Here is a 17462-nt window from a genome sequence, read left to right on the forward strand (position 1 = left end):
CGCCTCAACCCTCCTCGTGGGTCAGGGCCTCGGCCAGGCTCGGCGCCCGCCGGTCCCGCGCGGACATCGACGTGGCCGGCAGCGGCCAGGGGATGGCGAGCCGAGGGTCGTCGTGGGCGATGGTCACGTCCTCGGCCGGGTCGTGCGGGCGGTCGATCCGGTACGAGACGTCGGCGACGTCGGTCAGCGCCTGGAAGCCGTGCGCGCAGCCCGCCGGCACGTACAGCGTGGTCTGGGCGGCGTCGGACAGCTCGAAGAAGCCCTGGCCGAGATAGGTGGGCGAGTCCGGCCGCAGGTCCACGACGACGTCGAAGACCCTCCCGTACGAGCAGCGCACCAGCTTCGCCTCGCCGGCGCCCGAGCGCAGGTGCAGGCCGCGCAGCACGCCCCGGACCGAGCGCGACAGGCTGTCCTGGACGAACGCGTTCGGGTCCAGGCCCACCGAGCGGACCACGTCGGCGTCGAAGGTGCGGCAGAAGAAGCCGCGCTCGTCGGCGTGCGGCGTCGGTTCGAAGAGGTAGGCGCCGGTGATCTCCGGGACCTCGGTCGCTTTCATGGGGTCTCCCGTGGGGCAGGGGCGTGGTCGGTCGCCGGGAACAGGGACTCGGTCAGGGCGGCGAACTGGCGCTCGACGCGCCGGGCGGCGGCCACGTTCCGCTCGGCGAGGGTCCGCCGTAGCTCGGCCGACCGCCGCTCAAGCGCCCGGAACTGTTCGAGCAGCCGGTCGGCGTCGACGTCGCGGGCGGGGTGGCGGTAGGTGCCGAGTCCCATCCGGGCCATGAGCGCGTCGCTCTTGCCCGAGTAGCTGAGCGCGAGCGTCGGTGTGCCGACCTTCAGCGCGCAGATCAGGTTGTGGTAGCGGGTCGCCACCACGGCGTCGGCGACCGCCATCTCCTTCATCAGGTCGGCCAGCGAGGCCGTCTCGGCCGCGGTGACCAGGGGTGAGTCCACCGCGTCGAGGATCGCGGCGACCACCGGCCGGTCGACCTCGTCGCCGGTGAGCAGCCGGACCGGCCTGCCGTCCGCGACCAGGGCGCGCACGAACGCGGTCGTCCCGTCGAGGTAGCGGCGGTGGATCTCCTCGGCCCTGGCGCGGTCGTCGTTGCCGCCGTGGAACGCCATGACGCCGACGCACACCGTGCCAGGCGGCCCCTGAGCCAGGCCCGCCGCCGGCGTCGGCAGGGCGAACACGAGGTCCTCGTAGACGCCGTCGCGCGCGGTGTCCACGCCCATCGCCCGCATCGCGTCGCGGGACATGGCGTCCCGGTACGACCGGTAGCCGGCGAGCCGCGCCGAGCAGCGCACCAGGGCCCGGGTCGGCCGGCTGCCGATCGGGCCGGCGCCGACGCTGACCAGCGCGACCCGGGTGCCGAGCAGCCGGCCGGCCGCGCAGAGCAGGAACAGCGAGTACGGGAAGCCCCACGGCCGCAGCGGCAGCGTGGTCTCCAGGATGCCCGTGCCCGGCACGATGACCACGTCGTGCCGGCGTACCCAACCGGCGGTGCGGGCGGCGTCGACGAGTTTGCCCACCCCCTTGGCGGCGATGGCGCCCGCGCGGGACGCGGTCCGGTACTCGCCGCGGTACCAGTTCAGCCGCGTGGCGGGAATCCGGTAGCGGAGCGCGACGTCCTCGGCACCGCCGCACATCGCGTCCACGACCGCCCCCGGGTGCTCGGCGGCGAGGTACCCGAGCACCGCTTCGAGCGAGCCGTCGTTGCCGATGTTGCCGGAGCCGAGCAGGCCGAACACCCCGACGCGCACCGGAGTCCGCTTCCCCGACGTCATCCCCGCCCCCCGTCGCGGCCGGCGACGAGCGCGTCGACGGAGACCGTGAGCTTGGCCGGGTCGACCGGGGCCCGGTCCTCGACCCGCTCGCCCGCGCCCGGCCGGGCCCGGCTGGCCATCCACGCGGCCAGGTGGCCGTAGCAGGCGCGCCGGTCGGCCGAGGACAGCGGCGCCCGCCGGATCGCCGAGACGAAGCCGCCGACGTACTCGGCGAGCAGCCGGGGCGTCGGGTGCAGCGGGCCCGCCCGGCGCGGGTCCAGGTTGACGCACCGGGAGCGCTTGGAGGGGTTCGCGCGCTCGGCGCGCGTGGGGTGGTCGCGGCGGAAGTACAGCAGCTCCGGCACCTGGTGGAACGGCCCGTGCAGGCCGATCTCGGCGACGAACGTGCGGTCCGCGTGGTGGTAGCTGTCGTGCGGCTTCACCCGGCGCAGCACGTCGGCCCGGATCACCCCGTAGAAGTCGTCGCCGCCGGGCTCGAAGAGCATGCTGCGGAAGCGCTCGGGCGCGCGCGGCGAGGCGGTGTCGAGCGTGTACGCGTACGGAACCTTCACCGTGCCGTCGCCGTCGATGACCGCCTGGTCGGCGTGGGCGAGGATCACCTCCGGCCGCTCGTCCAGCGCCTCCACACAGCGCCGCAGCAGGTCACGGGCGTACAGGTCGTCGTGTGACGCCCACTTGAACAGCTCGCCGCGGCACTGGGTGAACACGTGGTTGTGGTTCGGCGCCGCGCCGATGTTGCGGGGCAGCCGGAGGTAGCGGACGCGGGAGTCCCGCGCGGCGTACGCGCGGCAGATGTCGCGCGTTCCGTCGGTCGAGGCGTTGTCGGTGATGACCAGTTCGAAGTCCTCGTAGGTCTGGCCGAGCAGGGCGTCCAGCGACTCCGCGAGGTACTCCTCGCCGTTGTACACGGGCAGGCCGATGCTCAGCCGGGGAGTGCGGCCAGAGACAGTCATGACGTCCTCACTTCACGAAGGGTGTTCTGGTGGCGCTCGCGCAGGGCGGAGCGCAACTGCAGCCACCACGCGGCGGAGCCGCACGCGGCGGCCGCGGCGACGCCCCAGGCCGAGCCGGCCGTGCCGGCCACGGCCGCGCCGCCGAGCCCGCCGGCGACGTAGCAGGCGGAGGCGAACAGTTGGCAGCGCAGGCTGCGCCGGGCCGCGGCGAGCGCGCGCAGCCCGGCCGCCGCGCCGGTGCCGAGACCGGCGCCCGCGACGCCGAGGGTGACCGGCAGGATGATCGCCGACGCGGAGTCCCAGACGTCGCCGAGCACCAGCTCGCCGGGCCGGTCGGGTACGAGGAGCAGCGCCGCGCCCCACAGCAGCGCGGCGACGGCCTGTCCGCCGCCCAGCGCGAGGCAGAACCCGCCCAGGCGCTCCGGGGCCCGCCGCAGCACCCGCGCCGCCTCCGCGACGGTGACCAGCGAGAGCCCCATCAGCACGGCGAGGAACGGGCCGAGCAGCAGCTCGGCGCCCCGGATCACCCCCACCGCGCCGACGCCGACGATCGCGCCGAGCCCGTACGCCCGCAGTTGGCTCGCGCCGCTGACGCCGACGTTCTCGGCCAGGTACCGGTAACCGAGGTCGCGGTGGTCGCGCAGCCACCGGCGGGCCCCGGTCATCCGGGGCTGGATGCCGGACTGGTAGCAGCCGTACGCCGCGGCCACCGTGGCGGAGGCGCCCCAGGCGAGCACGTAGGCGGTCACGCTGCCCACGCGGGCCGCGACCACCATGGCCGGCACGAGGGCGACGCCCCACACGACGTCGTTCACGAACGCCTTGCGGCCGTCGCCCGCGGCGAAGAACGAGAACCGCCAGGCGTCCTGCAACAGCAGCCCCGGCAGCACGACACCCAGACCGGCGAAGGCGAACCCCACCCGGCCTCCCAGGGCGAGCCCGAGGACCACGCACACCGCGCCGACGGCCGCGCCGACGCCGAGCGCGGTACCCGACGAACGGGCCACCGCCACGCGCCAGGACGCCACCGGCACACCGCTGAAGCGCACCACGAGCGGGTCGGTGGCCAGGCCACGGGAGACGCTGAGCACCACGCCGTAGGTCACCCAGGCCAGGCTGAACACGCCGAAGGCGGTCAGCCCGAGCGAGCGGGCCACGTAGACGCCCACCGCGAAGTTGGACGCGCTGGAGGCCGCCTGGTCGGCGAGGCCCCAGGACAGCCGGCCGACCATGGCCCGCTTGGCGGTCCGCCCGGCCTTGCTCGACGGGGCCTTGCCCGGCGGGGACTTGGGTGGCGTGGTGCCCTCCTCCTCGGTCGTCATCGGTGTCACGTCGTGATTAGCCCGGCGTTCCGCAGGGCGTCGGCCGCGGCGGCGACGGTGTCGAACGGCAGCCCCGCCCGCTCGGCGACATCCAGCAGGCCGTGCTCGCCGTCGGAGAGGCTGAGCACCCAGAGCATGGCCATCTGCGCCTGCCTGGTGTCGCTTCTGCCGCCGAGCGCGTCGTACAACCCACGCCGGCCCAACTGCGGCTCGCCGTAGGGGCTGAGGTTGCGGTAGCGCCGGTTACGGTCGAGCACGGCGAACGCCTCGCGGCAGACGGCGAGCGTGTCCGCCATCGCGTCCGGGGAGACGAGGTCGAGGTTGTCCGCCGAGGTGTGGTACTCGGGGTAGCCCGCGTACGGGGTCCGGGTGAGCGAGCCCACGCCGAGGTCGAACCCGGGGGAGCAGTACTGCCGCTCGTCATAGCCGTACGGCGTGAACTCCCTTATCTCATGCGGGCGTTGGGAGGTGGACAGCACGTGCTCCAGCACCCGGTCGATCTCCGCGTCACCGCGCCTGCTCCGCTTGTACGTCAGCGAGCCGGAGTCGCCCGCGCAGGCCAGCACGAGGCCGTGCCTGACCCGGTCGATCCGCTCCGCGTTGCGGGCCAGCCAGGTGATCGCCCCGATGGTGCCGGGCGCGTAGATGAACCGGTAGGTGTAGTACGGGTCCCGCTCCGCGAGCGCCCGGGCCAGGAACGTCGCCACCGCGATGCCGGCCAGGTTGTCGTTGGCCAGCGACGGGTGGCAGACATGGCAGGAGACGATCACCTCGTCGGGTACCTGGCCGGGGATGACGTGCTCGGCGTAGGTGAGGTGGCCGTCTTCGAGCGTGGAGTCGACGCGCACCTCGTAGTCGCCCTCCGGCAGCGCGTCCAGGGTCTCCTGGGCCAGGCAGAAGCCCCACGTCGGCGCGTAGTAGCTGGTGCGGTACGGCACCAGGGTCGGCTGGTCGGGCAGGGTGTGCAGGTGGGCGCGTAGCTCGGCCAGCGGCATGGTCGCGGCGACCGGGACGCTGTAGCCGAGCACGTGCAGGTTGGAGGCGGCGAAGTCGATGACCCGGTCGCCGGCGGCGTCGGCGACGTAGGCGTCCCGGATGTTCCACTCCCGTGGCACCGTCCAGTCGAGCACCGGCGTCCCGGTCGGCACCTCGTGCACCTGGAGCGGCAGGTACTCGCCGACGATGTCCAGGGTGGCGCGCACGCCGTCCCCCGTGATGCTCCGGCACAGCGGGTACAACCGCTCCACCAGCGCGTACATCTCCTTGCCCGGCTCGCTCACGACCGCCACCGCAGGGTCTGGTCCACGGCGCCGGCCTCGGACGCCGCGCGCAGCACGGCGAGCCGGGTGAAGCGCCGCTCGAAGGAGTCCCGGGTCAGCCCGTGGGCCCGGTAGGCGTCGGCGAGTTCGAGCGCGCCGCGCTTGACCGGCCACTCGCAGTCGAAGCCGGGTATCGCGGCGCGGAACCGGGAGAAGTCCACCCGGTAGGAGCGCGGGTCGGCGCCCGTCTCGCCGGTGATCACCACGCGCGAGCCGGCCACCGCGTCGGCGACCTGCTCGGCGATCTCGGCGACCGTGACGTTGTTCAGCTCGCTGCCGATGTTGAACGCCCGGTCGTGCACCGCGTCGCGCGGCGCGGTCAGCGCCGCCGCGAAGGCCCGGGCGATGTCGGCGGCGTGCACCAGCGGGCGCCAGGGGGTGCCGTCGGAGAGCACCAACACCTCGCCGGACAGCAGCGCGTGGCCCACCAGGTTGTTCAGCACGATGTCGGCGCGCAGCCGGGGGGAGTAGCCGAAGGCGGTGGCGTTGCGCAGGAAGACGGGGCTGAAGTCGCCGTCGGCCAGCGCGTGCAGGTCGTCCTCCACCCGCACCTTGGACTCGGCGTAGGGCGTTACCGGGCGCAGCGGTGCGTCCTCGGTCACCAGGTCCCCGCCGCCGGCGGCGCCGTAGACCGAGCAGGTGGAGGCGTACAGGAAGCGCCGCACCCCGGCGTCGCGGGCCAGCTTGGCCAGGCGCACGGACGCGTGGTGGTTGATGTCGTAGGTGAGGTCGGGGGCGAGCGCGCCCAGCGGGTCGTTGGAGAGCGCGGCCAGGTGGATCACGGCGTCCACGCCGACCAGGTGGTCGGCCGTGACGTCCCGCAGGTCGACGCGGTACCCCGGCGGGTCCGCGGGGGGCGGGCCGAGCACGCAGTCGGCGAACAGGCCGGCGTCGAGGCCGACGACGTCGTGCCCGGCGGCGGTGAGCACCGGGGCCATGACGGTGCCCAGGTAGCCCTGGTGTCCGGTCAGCAGTATGCGCACGTTCGTTCCCCCAGGTCGAGAGTGAGTTTGGTGACGGCGAACGCCTCGGCGTAGCGCGCGTGGCATTCGATGCCCCGGATGCGGGCCAGGCCCAGGAACGCCTCCCGGTCGTACCAGGGCCGGTGCCGTTGCGAGGGGTAGTGCTCCTGGAGCAGCCGCGCCTTGTCCTCGGCGACCTCCGGCGTCAGCGGCTGGTAGGCCGTCATGCGGCCGAGGTCGCCGTCCCACTTGACGATCTCGTAGCCGAGCACCAGGTGGTCGCGGAAGGCGGTGGTCACCAGCTTCGCCAGGCCGCGGTGGTCCTGGTGGGCGTCGGCGGTGCGCGGCGCCAGGACCAGGTCGGGCTCGGTGCGCTCGCGCAGCTCCTCGACCGCGGCCTTGGCCTGCTCCCAGTGGGCCGGGAGGCGGCCGTCCGGCAGCTTGTCCACGGTCAGCCGCAGGTCGGCGCCGGGGCAGCAGGCGGCGAGCGCGGCCCGCTCCTCCCGCTCGCGCTCGCCGCCGCCGCCGGAGAGCACCAGCGCGTCGACCCGCAGCCCGGGCCGCGCCCGGCACAGCGTGAGCAGGGTGCCGCCGGCGCCGATGGCGATGTCGTCGCAGTGCGCGCCCACCGCGACGACCCGGTCCAGCGGCCCGCCGCCGAGCCGGATCACGCGCGCGCTCCCGAGTTCGCCGGCGCGGCGCCCCGCTCCCACACGGCCCACGGGCGGTCACCCTGGGCGTAGGCGGCGTCGAGCGCGGCCCGCTCCTTCACCGTGTCGGTCGGCTTCCAGAAGCCTCGGTGCTGGTAGGCCACCAGCCGCCCGCGCTTGGCCAGTTGGCCGCAGCCGTCGGCGACCAGATCGCCGCCCTCGGGGAGGTGGTCGAAGACCTCCTGGCGGAGCACGAAGTAGCCGCCGTTCTCCCACAGCGGCATGTCGCTGACCGCGGTGATGCCCCCGACCAGGCCGTCCTCACCCAGGTCCACGCAGTGGAACGAGGACTGCGGCGGCACCACCATCATCGAGGCCCCGGCGTCCCGCCGCGCGAAGGCGTCGATCATCTCGGGCAGTGGGGCGTCGGTGAGCACGTCGGCGTAGTTGGCGAGGAACATCTCGTCGCCGTCCAGGTGGTGCCGCACCCGGCGCAGCCGCTCGCCGATCGGCGACTCGATGCCGGTCTGTACGAAGGTGATCGTCCAGTCGGCGATGTCGGTGGACAGCAGCTCGGTCCGCCCGTCGCGCAGGACGAAGTCGTTGGACGTGGTCTCCTCGTAGTGGAGGAAGAAGTCCTTGATGTGGTGGGCCCCGTAGCCGAGGCACAGGACGAACTCGGTGTGTCCGTAGTACGCGTAGTACCGCATGACGTGCCAGATCAGCGGCCGGGGGCCGACCATCGCCATCGGCTTGGGCACGTCGTCAGCGGCACCGCTGCGCATCCGCAGCCCGTAGCCGCCGCAGAACAGAACGACCTTCACGGCCCCACCTCGACAATGCTCAGTTCCGGGATGGGGAAGACCAGCCGGCCGCCCCAGGCGTGTACGAACGACAGTTGCTCGACCAGCTCGTCCCGCAGGTTCCACGGCAGGACGAGCACGTAGTCGGGCCGGTCGACGGCCAGTTGCTCGGGCGGCAGGATCGGGACACGGGTGCCCGGGGTGAACCTGCCGTGCTTGTACGGGTTGCGGTCCACCGTGTACGCGAGCAGGTCGGGCCGGATGCCGCAGTGGTTGAGCAGCGTGTTGCCCTTGCCGGGGGCGCCGTAGCCGACCACCGTCTGGCCGCGCTCGGCCGCCTCGATCAGGAAGCGCAGCAGGTCCCGGCGGACCTTGGCGACGCGGGCGGAGAACTCGGCGTACCCGGACAGCTCCCGCAACCCGGCGGCCTTCTCCCGGGCCAGCACGTCCACCACCCGCCGCGAGGGCTCGCCGGCCACCTCGGTCGGCCGGGCCCACAGCCGGATGGAACCGCCGTGCGTGGGCAGCGTCTCGACGTCCACGAGCGCGAGTCCGCCGCTGGCCAGGGCGCGGGCCGCGGAGGCGACCGTGTAGTACTGGAAGTGCTCGTGGTAGATCGTGTCGTACTGGTTCTCCTCGATCAGCGTCAGCAGGTGCTGCACCTCCACGGAGACCCAGCCGTCGTCGGCGACCAGGGCGCGCAGCCCCTGGGTGAAGCCGACCACGTCGGGGATGTGCGCGTACACGTTGTTGGCCACCACCAGGTCGGCCGGGCCGTGCTCGGCGCGCACCCGCGCGCCGGTGGCCGGGTCCAGGAACGCGGTGAGGGTGGGCACGCCGGCCTCCCGCGCCGCGGCCCCGACGTTCACCGACGGCTCGACGCCCAGGCAGCGGATGCCCCGCTCCACCACGTGCCGCAGCAGGTACCCGTCGTTGCTCGCGACCTCCACCACGAAGGACCCGGGCCCGAGCCCCAGGCGCCCGGTGGCGTCGGCGACGAAGGCACGCGCGTGCTCCACCCAGGAGGTCGAGTACGAGGAGAAGTACGCGTACTCGCTGAACGTCTCCTCCGGCGTGATCAGCGGCGGGAGCTGCGCCAGCCAGCAGTCGGTGCACACCCGCAGGTGCAGCGGGTAGGCCGGCTCCATCCGGTCCAGTTGGTCCGCGGCGAGAAAGCTCTCGCACGGCGGGGTCGCCCCCAGGTCGACGACGCTGGCCAGCGCCGCCGAGCCGCAGAGTCGGCATCGTGTCATCTACTGCCCCCATCCCTGCTCGCGCGGGCGCTCCCGCCGCGAGCCAGTGCTGTCGTTCGCCACCGGCGGCGGGCCCACCCCGCCGCCGGGCCGCTCCGCGATCGCTGAGCGGTACTCCTCCTCCAGGCGTCGCAGCCCGACGGCCGGGCTGAAGCCCTGTTCGTAGCGGAGCCGGGCCGCCCGGCCCAGCTCCTGGTTGCGGGCCGGATCGGCCGTGATCCGGCGCACCCGGTCCGCGAGCGAGGCGGCGTCGCCCGGCACGTGCAGCAGCCCGGTCACCCCGTCCTCGACGAGTTCGACGAAGGCGCCGTGGCCGGCGGCGATCGGCGGCACGCCGGCCGCCATCGCCTCCACCACCACCAGGCCGAACGTCTCCAGGGACATCGAGGGGGCCAGCACGGCGACCGACCGGGCGATGGCCCGCTGGCACTGGTCCTGGTCGTACAGGCCCACGTACCGCACGTCGTCCCGGCCCTCGGCCCACGCGCTCACCTCCGCCTCCAGCGGTCCGGTGCCGGCGAGCACCAGCGGCACGCCGACCCCGCCGCCCGCCGCGAGCCGGTCCCAGGCGGCCATGAGCAGCCGCACCCCCTTGGCCTCCGCGAGCCGGCCCAGGAAGAGCACGTGCTCGCCGGCGCCCACCCGGCGGGCGCCGGGGTCGGGCACGAAGTTGTGCTTGACCGCCAGCCGCTCGGGCGGCATGCCGGACCGCACCAGGACGTCGCGTTGCGCCGCCGAGATGCACAGGAACCGCCGCACGCCCGACCACCAGCGGCGCCGGTTGACCGCCAGGCTCACCGCGAGCGGCACCGTCGCCAGCCGCGAGTTCCGGTAGCAGCCGTGCCGGACGGCGGGCAACGCCGCCGTGGTGCCGACGCAGTCGGTGCACAGCCGGCCGTCCCGCCGCAGCGTGCCGGGCGGGCAGACCTGGGTGTAGTTGTGCAGCGTCGCGACGGCGGGCACGCCCGCGTCCGCGCAGGCGGCGAGGACCGCGGGGGACAGCAGCGGGAAGACGTTGTGCACGTGCACCACGTCGGGGCGGGTGGCGCGCAGGCGGGCGGCCAACTCGGCGCGCACCGACGGGTTCCACGGCACCAGGAGCGGGATGGTGGCCTTGCCGAGCAGCGAGCGGGCGGCGATGTCGTCGCTGCGCCGCTCGAACAGCTCGACCCGGTGGCCGGCCGCGCGCAGCAGCCCCACCTCCTGGTCGACGACCCTGTTCTCGCCGCTCGGCTGCGCCGACGCGTAGCGGTTGTGCACCACGAGGACGCGCATGGTCACCTCACCTTCGTTCCTGGGCCCAGCGCGGGACGCGCCGTCGGGGGATCGCCGGCGCCCGGCGGGGCGGGACGGTGCCGGCGCTGGTGCCGGGGGCCGCCAACAGCGAGGCGGCCACGGCCAGGTGCAGCAGGTACGGCGAGGCGTCGCCGAGGCCGGCCTCGGTGTACGAGGAGATCGCGCAGTAGCTGATCAGGAAGATCGCGCAGGCCCTCGGCAGCGACGGTGGCCGCAGCAGCGCGACGCCGCCGAGCACGAGGAGGAGCGCCGCCACCAGCGCGATGCCCGTCAGGCCCTGTTCGTGGTAGACGGCCAGCCAACTGTTGTCGATCGGCAGCCCGCCGAAGGACTTGTCGCTCAGGCCCGTGCCGAACAGCTTCTCCGCGGTCGAGCGGGGCGCCGCGAGCAGCGCGTCCCAGACCTTGGCCCGACCGGTGAGGTTGGAGAAGTTCTCCTGGCTCTGCCCGCGCAGGAACCACGCCCGTAGCGCGGAGGCGAACCCCACCGCGGCCACCACGGCGCACAGCACCGCCCAGAAGAAGAACCGGCGGGCGGCGGCGCTGGTCAGCACGAGCGAGCCGATCGCCAGCAGCAGTCCGATGAGCAGGCCGAGGGTGGCCGTGCGGGTGTGCGTCAGCGCGAGCAGGACCAGCGACGGCACGATGATCACCGCCGCGCTGAGCCGGTCGGCCTGCCGGCCGATGACCAGCAGCACGGTGAGTCCGACGACCACCGCCGCGTACTGGCCGATCTGCGGCGGGGTCAGCGGCCACAGCGCGCCGACCAGCCGCCCGCCGTACAGCTCGGGCATGGCCGCGCCCGGCGAGATGAGCAGGCCGGCGGCGGCGGAGCCGAGCACCGCGAAGTACAGCCGGATGTGGGTGCGTACGAACGTCAGGCTCCCGTTCCACCAGCGGCTGAGCAGCCACAGCGTGCCGAGGAACAGGGCCAGCCTGGCGCACCGGAACAGCGCGCCGAGCCCGGACTCCAGGTGCAGGCTGGAGATCACGCTCGGCACCAGCAGCAGGGTGAGCAGCAGCAGGAAGGCGCTGGGGCGGATGCGCAGCCGCGGGTTGAGCGCGAGCGCCAGCGCGAACGCGGTGACCAGCGCGCCCATGGTGACCATCTGGATGAGGGAGCGGGGCAGCGGGACGATGGTCTTCGCCCCGGCGGAGCCGAGCGTGTTGAGGACCAGCAGCCCCCACACGACCCCGACGATCCTCGGCGCGCCCGCCGCGCCCGCCGGTCCGTCGCTCCGCGTGTCCGCCGCCTCCGGCTGGCCCACCGCCTGCGCCTCGCCCATTGCCCGTGCCTGGCCCGGCGGGCCGCCACGTCGCGGGTCACCGTCCATCGCGGTCACCGCCCTCGTGGGCCAGGGTGCTGCCCGCGTCCTGCCGGTACGGTGCACCCCGCCACTGCCCGAAGTCGAGCACCCGGCTCGGGTCGTGGGCCGTGAACGTCCAGGGGCCCAGATAGACGTTGTCGTGCCAGCGGTTGCGCTGCCGGTGGGTGACGGCCGTGGCCACCCGGGTGCCCCGGTACGGCGACCAGTCCGGGTAGCTGCCGTAGTTGGCCAGCACCGCCATCCGCTGGCACGCGTCCGCGCAGCCGGCGACGGAGGCGTCCGCGACGAAGCGGTTGTGGTGGACGTCCACCCGCTGGGTCTTCCACCAGCAGTCGGCGTACAGCGGCGCGGTGGCGATCGCCGGCCGCGCGCAGCGCTCCGGGCGCGGCACCAGCAGCGTGCAGTCACCGGAGGAGGTGTTGGCCGGGCTGTTGCAGAACCGGTCGGCGTTCTCCCACAGGGTGATCCCGGACCAGTTGTCCTCCAGCACGTTCCGGTGGATCTCGATCCTGTCCGTGCGGGCCCGCACCCGTGGCTCGCCGCCGGACTCGGACACGTACAGCGTCGCGTACGGGAAGTCGTCGCCGCGCTCGGCCTCCCGACGGCCCTCGACCCAGTTGTTGCGCCGGAACGTGTTGGCGCGGATGACCGCGTTGTAGCTGGTCTCGTAGATCAGCGCGGCGCCGTCGTTGGCCTCGATCACGTTGTTCTCGATGCGGAAGTCGTTGTTGTTGGTGTCGGCCCACAGCCCGGTGCCCCGGTTGTCGTGCACCCAGTTGCCGCGCACGTCCGCGCCGCCCACGGCCCAGAACTTGGCGCCCCCGGTGCAACCGCAGCCCGGCCGCCGCCGCTCCCAGTCGTCGGTGTTGTTGGCCACGATCTCGTTGCCCTCGACCAGCAGGTCGCGGATGGTGTCGCCGGCCTTGTACGCGTTCAGGCCGTACTGCCCGTTGCCCCGCAGGCAGTTGGCCCGCACCCGCTGGCGGGCGCCGGCCATCAGCCCGGCGCCGGAGTTGTGCTGGATGGTGGCGTGCTCGATCACCCACCCGTCGGCCGAGTCGTGGTTGACCACGCCCTCGTTGTGCGGCGCGACGAAGCCCTGCACGGTCAGGTGGCGGATGGCGACGTCGCGGGCGCCGCCGCCGAACGCGTACTGGTTGGTCCTGCGCCCGTCGAGTACGGCGCCCGGCGCGCCGAGGTAGCGGTTGCCCCGCTTGGGGACGACCTGGGCGTAGCGGTGCGGTTCGAGCCGGTGCCTGCCGGGGCGCAGCCAGAACGTGGTGTGCGGCGGGCTGCCGCGGGTCTTGGCCGCCAGGTCGTCGACGACCGCCGGGTCCACCGGCACCGCGCCGGCCGGCGCCTCGGCCGGACCGGCCACCGGCTCGGCGCACACCCGGGCCACGGCCCCGGCAGCGCCCACGGCCGGTGCCGGCGCCGGCGCGCCGCTCGGCCGGGCCGGGCTATCCGACGCGCTCTCACAGCCGGCCGCCAGCAGGGCCAACGCCAGGGGCGCCGCCGACCACGCCCGATGCCGCCTCTCGATCCCCACCCGCCCCCCTCAGCCGTGGAACCTGAGCACGGTGGTGAACTCGCCCGACCGCGCGGCGCCACCGGCGAAGCCGGTGCCGACCAGCGTGGTGGCGGGTTCCTTGCGCCCGAAGCCGGGGGAGTACCAGCCCAACGGCGGCTCGACCGCGCCGCGCTGGGCCGACCAGCGCAGGTGTCCGGGCAGTTCGAGGACGGCGGAGCGGTGCTCGCCGTCCCGGGTCCAGGTCAGCTCGGCCCGGTCGCCCACCAGGTCAGCGACGATCGTCGGCCCGAGGTGGAACGCCAGCCGCGCGGCCCGGCGCGGCCCGCGCACCTCGTCCACGATCCGCAACTCCCGGGTCGCGGCGGTCAGTTCCACCCGGCGGCGGTGCACCACCGGCCGGTAGCCGTCGTGCTCGGCGCACCAGCGGGCCACCTCGTCCCCGGCGGCGCCGGCCACCTCCGCGACCAGCACCCGGCTGCGGGCCTGCCGGGTCCACAGGAACGGCCCCCCGGAGACGGACTGGTCGGCGCCGCCCAGCTCCAGGGTGTTGTGCCCGAGGGTGGACCGGAAGTACCGCCGCCACGCGGGCTGGCCGTGGTAGCAGTACGTGCCCGGGTCGGCCAGCACATCGACCCCGTCCTGCCGGACCTCCACGGCCAACGCGTCCGCGTGCGCGTGCGCGGCGATGGCCAGGAAGCCGTGCGGGCCACCGTCGCAGCGGCACCAGATCCCCGCCGGTCCGCGCAGGATGGTCAGCCCCGCGTCGGCGAAGTGGGCCAGCCGGCTGGCCGGGCGGGGCGCGGCCTCCCGCTGCGTGTAAGGCCGGATCAGCGCGGCCAGCAGCGGGGTGCGGACGTCGGTGCCGGTCACCGTCGGCCACCAGGCGAGCCGACCGAACACGGCGTCCCCGGTGGCCAGCAGCGAGCCCCAGCGGTCGGTGCCGGCGCCGTCCACGACCAGGCCGTGCCCGTCGTCCGCGTCCCCCTGACGCGGCGGGCGGAGCCGGTCGTCCACGACGGCCGCGAGCGCGTCGGTCATCCGCAGCAGCACCAGGTGGATCGCCGGTGGGACCGGCACACCGGCGGCGTCCGCCTCGGCCACCGCCGCCAGGCCCAGCTCCAGCACGAGGCCGTGGTACTCGGTGGCCAACTCGCGGTTGAGGCCGGAGGCGAAGGTGTTGCTCCGCAGGTGCCGCTCCAGACAGCGCAGCGCGTCGACGCGCCAGCGCGCCGAGTCGGGGAACCAGTCGAACGCGCAGGCCGCGGCGGTCTGCCCGGCGGCCTCGGCGATGACGTGGTTGTTGGCCGACGACCCCCGGCTGGGGAAGACGGCCAGCCAGCGCTGGTGGTGCCAGACCTGGCGGCGCGCCACCGGGTTGTCCTCGAACAGGGCGGCCACGCCCGACCAGCCGTCGAGCAACCGGCGGACCCACACCCAGGAGAGCAGCCGAATCCCCAGCTCGATGCCGCTGATCCAGTGCGCCCCGCGCAGCGGCGGGTTGGCCGCCCACCACGACCGCAGGTGCGCGGCGACGCGCTCGGCGTACCGCTCGTCCCCGCTGATCGCGTACGCGGCGGCGAGCACGGTCAGGTACTGGTGCCGGGACGGCTCCCAGATCTGCTTGATGTCGCCGACCGCGTCCTCGCTCCGGTACGGCACGTCGAAGGCGTACCCCGACGGGGCGCGGCGCCCGGTCTTCGGGTCGTACCACCAGTCGGGGTCCGCGAGGTCGTCGCGGGGCACCCCGAAGAACTCGGCGTGCCCGGCCAGCAGCCGGTCCGCCTCGGCGAGCAGCCGCTTCGCGGCGTCCGGCGGCACCGCGTCGAGCGCCCCGGCGGGCAGCGTCGCGGTGAAGCGGGCGCCGGTCACCTCCGGCGCGACCGGTGGCGCCGACCGCCAGCGCCGCCGGCGCGCCGTGTCGACCACCCGGCCGCCGACCTCCCTCGGCCCCATCCGGGACAGCCGCCGCAGGTACCACCCCGGGCTCCCCGTCATCGCGCCCTCGCCAAGGTCACCGGCGCGCCGCCGACCAGGCTGGTCCGCACGGCGAGGGTGGCCGCCGTGGTGGCGGCCAGCGACTCCAGCGACACCGGCATCGGGCCACCGGTGCGCACCGCCGTGAGGAAGGCGTCCAGTTCGGCGCGCTGGCCCTTGTCCCGGGCCTTGGGCAGCCGCGAGCTGGCCCACCGCCTGCCACGGCCGTCGTACACGAAGGCCCGTACGAAGTCGTCGAGCCGCAGCGCGCGACCGCCCGTGACCACGTCCAGCGTCTCCTTGGGGAAGCCGGCCGGGCCGGTGGTGACGTAGCTGATGGTGGCGGTGGAGCCGCCCGGGTAGCGCAGCACGACCTGGAGGTCGCCGCCGTCCTCGTGGCCGGGCGCGGCGAGCGCGTACACCGCGAGCGGGTCGGCCCCCAGCAGCCAGCTCGCCGTGTCGATGAAGTGGCCGCCCTCGCCGGCGAACCGGGAGCCCTGGGTGCTCTGTTGGAGGTACCAACTGCCGTGTTCCAGGCGGCCCGCGTTGACCAGGTAGCGCAGGTTGCCCGGCCCGGTCCGGGCGCCGAAGCGCTGCCGCGCCTCCCGCAGCAACGGGGCGAACCGGCGGTTGAAGCCCACCTGGAGCCGGTCGTTGCCGGACTCCTCGACCGCCGCGAGCACGCCGGCCAACTCGTCCTCGGTGAGCGCCAGCGGCTTCTCCACGAATACCGCCTTGCCGGCGAGCAGCGCCCTGCGGGTCAGTTCGGCGTGCGAGCTGTGCCGGGTGACCACGAACACCGCGTCGACCGTCGGGTCGTCGAGCACGGCGTCCAGGTCGGTGGTGGCCTCGGCGAAGCCGAACCTGCGCTTGGCGTTGGCGGCGGACAGCGCCGTCGTGGTGACGACCCGGGCCAACTCGACGCCCTCGCGCTGGGCCAGGTGCGGCAGCAGCATCGAGGACGCGTAGTTCCCCGCTCCGGCGAACGCCAGCCGCACCGGCGCGTGGCCGGGCCGGGCCGGCGCCCTGGTGGGCCCGGCGCCTCGGCGCACGGCGGGCACGGTCAGGGTCGGGGTCGCCGCCTCGGCTCCCTGGCTGTCGGGGTCCGGGTGGTCAGCGTGGTCGGGGTGGTCAGGGTGGTCGGAGTGGTTGGGGTATTGGAACAGCACGGCCACGGCCTTCAGGTCGCCGTCCCCGAGGCGTCGGTAGGTCTCGACGGCGTCGGCGAAGTCGGCGACGTGCGAGACCAGCGGCTCCACGTCGATCCGGCCCCGGGCCAGCAGGTCCAGGACGCAGGCCAGGTTGCGCCGCTCGGTCCAGCGCACGTAGCCGATCGGGTAGTCCCGCCCCTCCAGCTCGTACTCCGGGTCGTAACGCCCGGGGCCGTAGCTGCGGGAGAACCGGACGTCCAGCTCCTTCTCGTAGTACGCGTTCCACGGCAGGTTCAGGCTGCACTTGCCGATGTCCACGACCCGGCCCCGGTCCCGGCTCAACCGGGCGGCCAGTTCCACGGGTTGGTTGCTGGCGCCGCCGGCGGCCAGGTACACCTGATCCACGCCGTGCCCGCCGGTCAGCTCGGCGACGGAGCTGGCCACGGCCGCCGACGCCGGATCGCCGCAGGTCATGGCGCCTAACCGGGTGGCGAGTTCGCAGCGCGCCGGGTCGGGGTCGACCCCGACGACGCTCACCCCCGAGGCGGCGAGGAGTTGCACCACCAGTTGCCCGATCAGCCCGAGGCCGATGACCAGCGCCACGTCGCCGAGCTGCGGTTCGCCCCGGCGCACGCCCTGGAGCGCGATCGCCCCGACCGTGCCGAAGGCCGCGTGCCGTGGCGCGAGGCCGTCCGGCACCCGGGCGTAGAGGTTCTGCGGCACCCAGTTCAGCTCGGCGTGCAGGGCGTGCTCGTTGCCGGCGCAGGCCACCAGGTCGCCGACCGCCACGTCCTCGATCCCGGCGCCGACCCCCTCGACCACCCCGCACAGCGAGTAGCCGAGCGGCGTGTACGAGTCCAGCTTGCCCATCACCTTGCGGTAGGTGGCGTGCACCCCGTTGGTGGCCACGCTCTGCACGACCTTGGCCACCTGGTCCGGCCGGGAGCGGGCCTTGCCCAGCATCGACATTCCGGCCTCGGAGACCTTCATCAGCTCGGTTCCGGTGGAGATCAGCGAGTAGGCGCTGCGCACCAGCACGCCGCCGGGCTTGCACCCCGGCACCGGCACGTCGAGCAGCGCCAACTCGCCGCTCTTGTAGTTCTGCACAACCTGTTTCACCCGAGCTCCTCGTGATG

General features: G+C 74.2%; 14 protein-coding genes. All 14 read right to left on the reverse strand.

Features of this window, described 5'->3' with window-relative positions:
* Positions 1-4: 4 nt before the first annotated feature.
* Genes H7H31_RS29395 through H7H31_RS29460 form a run of 14 tightly spaced genes read right to left on the reverse strand, consistent with a single transcriptional unit; the run spans position 5 to position 17445 of the window.
* Positions 5-556, reverse strand: coding sequence for a dTDP-4-dehydrorhamnose 3,5-epimerase family protein (locus H7H31_RS29395; protein WP_187118128.1), 552 nt, complete (start codon positions 554-556; stop codon positions 5-7).
* The gene (locus H7H31_RS29400; protein WP_187118129.1) at positions 553-1785 is read right to left on the reverse strand and encodes a polysaccharide pyruvyl transferase family protein; all 1233 of its coding nucleotides are present in this window, start codon (positions 1783-1785) and stop codon (positions 553-555) included. Before H7H31_RS29400 ends, H7H31_RS29395 begins: the two co-directional genes overlap by 4 nt.
* Positions 1782-2738, reverse strand: a complete 957-nt coding sequence (locus H7H31_RS29405) for a glycosyltransferase family 2 protein (protein WP_187085845.1) — start codon at positions 2736-2738, stop codon at positions 1782-1784. Before H7H31_RS29405 ends, H7H31_RS29400 begins: the two co-directional genes overlap by 4 nt.
* Complete coding sequence (locus H7H31_RS29410) at positions 2735-4060, reverse strand: MATE family efflux transporter (RefSeq protein WP_187118130.1); 1326 nt, start codon at positions 4058-4060, stop codon at positions 2735-2737. Before H7H31_RS29410 ends, H7H31_RS29405 begins: the two co-directional genes overlap by 4 nt.
* 5 nt (positions 4061-4065) lie before the next feature.
* Complete coding sequence (locus H7H31_RS29415) at positions 4066-5319, reverse strand: DUF4910 domain-containing protein (RefSeq protein ID WP_254391194.1); 1254 nt, start codon at positions 5317-5319, stop codon at positions 4066-4068.
* A gap of 17 nt (positions 5320-5336) precedes the next feature.
* Positions 5337-6362, reverse strand: a complete 1026-nt coding sequence (locus tag H7H31_RS29420) for an NAD-dependent epimerase/dehydratase family protein (protein WP_187118132.1) — start codon at positions 6360-6362, stop codon at positions 5337-5339.
* The gene (locus H7H31_RS29425) at positions 6347-7012 is read right to left on the reverse strand and encodes a PIG-L deacetylase family protein (protein ID WP_187118133.1); all 666 of its coding nucleotides are present in this window, start codon (positions 7010-7012) and stop codon (positions 6347-6349) included. Before H7H31_RS29425 ends, H7H31_RS29420 begins: the two co-directional genes overlap by 16 nt.
* Positions 7009-7815 (reverse strand): glycosyltransferase family protein, encoded by an 807-nt coding sequence (locus H7H31_RS29430; protein WP_187118134.1) that lies wholly within the window; start codon positions 7813-7815, stop codon positions 7009-7011. The genes H7H31_RS29425 and H7H31_RS29430 overlap by 4 nt, the downstream gene beginning before the upstream one ends.
* Positions 7812-9047, reverse strand: coding sequence for a class I SAM-dependent methyltransferase (locus H7H31_RS29435; RefSeq protein WP_187118135.1), 1236 nt, complete (start codon positions 9045-9047; stop codon positions 7812-7814). The genes H7H31_RS29430 and H7H31_RS29435 overlap by 4 nt, the downstream gene beginning before the upstream one ends.
* On the reverse strand, positions 9048-10322 hold the full coding sequence (locus tag H7H31_RS29440; RefSeq protein WP_187118136.1) for a glycosyltransferase: 1275 nt from the start codon (positions 10320-10322) through the stop codon (positions 9048-9050).
* A 7-nt stretch (positions 10323-10329) separates the two neighbouring features.
* Positions 10330-11676: an O-antigen ligase domain-containing protein gene (locus H7H31_RS29445; protein WP_187118137.1), complete on the reverse strand. Its 1347-nt coding sequence runs from the start codon at positions 11674-11676 to the stop codon at positions 10330-10332.
* Positions 11666-13219, reverse strand: a complete 1554-nt coding sequence (locus H7H31_RS29450) for a right-handed parallel beta-helix repeat-containing protein (RefSeq protein WP_187118138.1) — start codon at positions 13217-13219, stop codon at positions 11666-11668. The genes H7H31_RS29445 and H7H31_RS29450 overlap by 11 nt, the downstream gene beginning before the upstream one ends.
* Positions 13220-13228: 9 nt before the next feature.
* Positions 13229-15196 (reverse strand): alginate lyase family protein, encoded by a 1968-nt coding sequence (locus H7H31_RS29455; RefSeq protein WP_187118139.1) that lies wholly within the window; start codon positions 15194-15196, stop codon positions 13229-13231.
* On the reverse strand, positions 15193-17445 hold the full coding sequence (locus tag H7H31_RS29460; RefSeq protein WP_187118140.1) for a bi-domain-containing oxidoreductase: 2253 nt from the start codon (positions 17443-17445) through the stop codon (positions 15193-15195). Before H7H31_RS29460 ends, H7H31_RS29455 begins: the two co-directional genes overlap by 4 nt.
* Between the last annotated feature and the right edge of the window lie 17 nt (positions 17446-17462).

Source organism: Streptomyces buecherae (assembly GCF_014295035.1).
Classification (GTDB): Bacteria; Actinomycetota; Actinomycetes; order Streptomycetales; family Streptomycetaceae; genus Streptomyces; species Streptomyces youssoufiensis.

Excerpts from the sequence above, each read along its gene's own strand:
- H7H31_RS29445 (WP_187118137.1), bottom strand. The coding sequence starts at position 11,676 with ATGGACGGTGACCCGCGACGTGGCGGCCCGCCGGGCCAGGCACGGGCA.
- H7H31_RS29400 (WP_187118129.1), bottom strand. The coding sequence starts at position 1,785 with ATGACGTCGGGGAAGCGGACTCCGGTGCGCGTCGGGGTGTTCGGCCTG.
- H7H31_RS29440 (WP_187118136.1), bottom strand. The coding sequence starts at position 10,322 with ATGCGCGTCCTCGTGGTGCACAACCGCTACGCGTCGGCGCAGCCGAGC.
- H7H31_RS29415 (WP_254391194.1), bottom strand. The coding sequence starts at position 5,319 with ATGTACGCGCTGGTGGAGCGGTTGTACCCGCTGTGCCGGAGCATCACG.
- H7H31_RS29405 (WP_187085845.1), bottom strand. The coding sequence starts at position 2,738 with ATGACTGTCTCTGGCCGCACTCCCCGGCTGAGCATCGGCCTGCCCGTG.
- H7H31_RS29395 (WP_187118128.1), bottom strand. The coding sequence starts at position 556 with ATGAAAGCGACCGAGGTCCCGGAGATCACCGGCGCCTACCTCTTCGAA.
- H7H31_RS29435 (WP_187118135.1), bottom strand. The coding sequence starts at position 9,047 with ATGACACGATGCCGACTCTGCGGCTCGGCGGCGCTGGCCAGCGTCGTC.
- H7H31_RS29455 (WP_187118139.1), bottom strand. The coding sequence starts at position 15,196 with ATGACGGGGAGCCCGGGGTGGTACCTGCGGCGGCTGTCCCGGATGGGG.
- H7H31_RS29410 (WP_187118130.1), bottom strand. The coding sequence starts at position 4,060 with ATGACGACCGAGGAGGAGGGCACCACGCCACCCAAGTCCCCGCCGGGC.